Genomic DNA, 486 nt, shown 5'->3' on the forward strand with positions numbered 1-486 from the left:
CTCGTCGCAGACATTTAGCTAAATTATTAGTTTTGCAAGACAGGAATAAAAAGGTGCTTTGTCCTAGAAGCTTAGAAAGCTTCACTAATTGGCAAAAAGCGCAAAAGTCAAAAGCCAGATACCAAGCAAAAACAGCAAATCAGCGCAGAGATTATCTGCATAAACTAACTACGCATTTAGTTAAGCAATATGATGTAATTGCGATTGAAGATTTGAAAACCAAGAATCTTCAGAAAAATCATCACTTGGCTAAGTCAATTGCCAATGCTTCATGGCGAATGTTTAGACAAATGCTAGAATACAAATGCGAATGGTATGGAAAAAAACTAATTGCAGTTGATCCCAAGAATACTTCCAGAATTTGTTCAAAATGCGGCTATAATAGTGGCGCTAAGCCATTAGAGATTCGTGAATGGATTTGCCCTAAGTGTCAAACCAAGCATGATCGAGATATTAATGCGGCAGTTAATATCTTGCATAAAGAAA

At 36.4% G+C, this 486-nt stretch carries 1 protein-coding gene; it reads left to right on the plus strand.

Annotated features, from left to right (window positions below; genetic code table 11):
• Window positions 1-486 (plus strand): RNA-guided endonuclease TnpB family protein (locus B5P40_RS32440; protein WP_142936407.1); only part of this gene is annotated, 486 nt, incomplete at both ends.

The sequence above is a fragment of the Bacillus sp. SRB_8 genome (genome assembly GCF_003264205.1).
Taxonomy (GTDB): domain Bacteria; phylum Bacillota; class Bacilli; order Bacillales; family Bacillaceae_G; genus Bacillus_A; species Bacillus_A mycoides.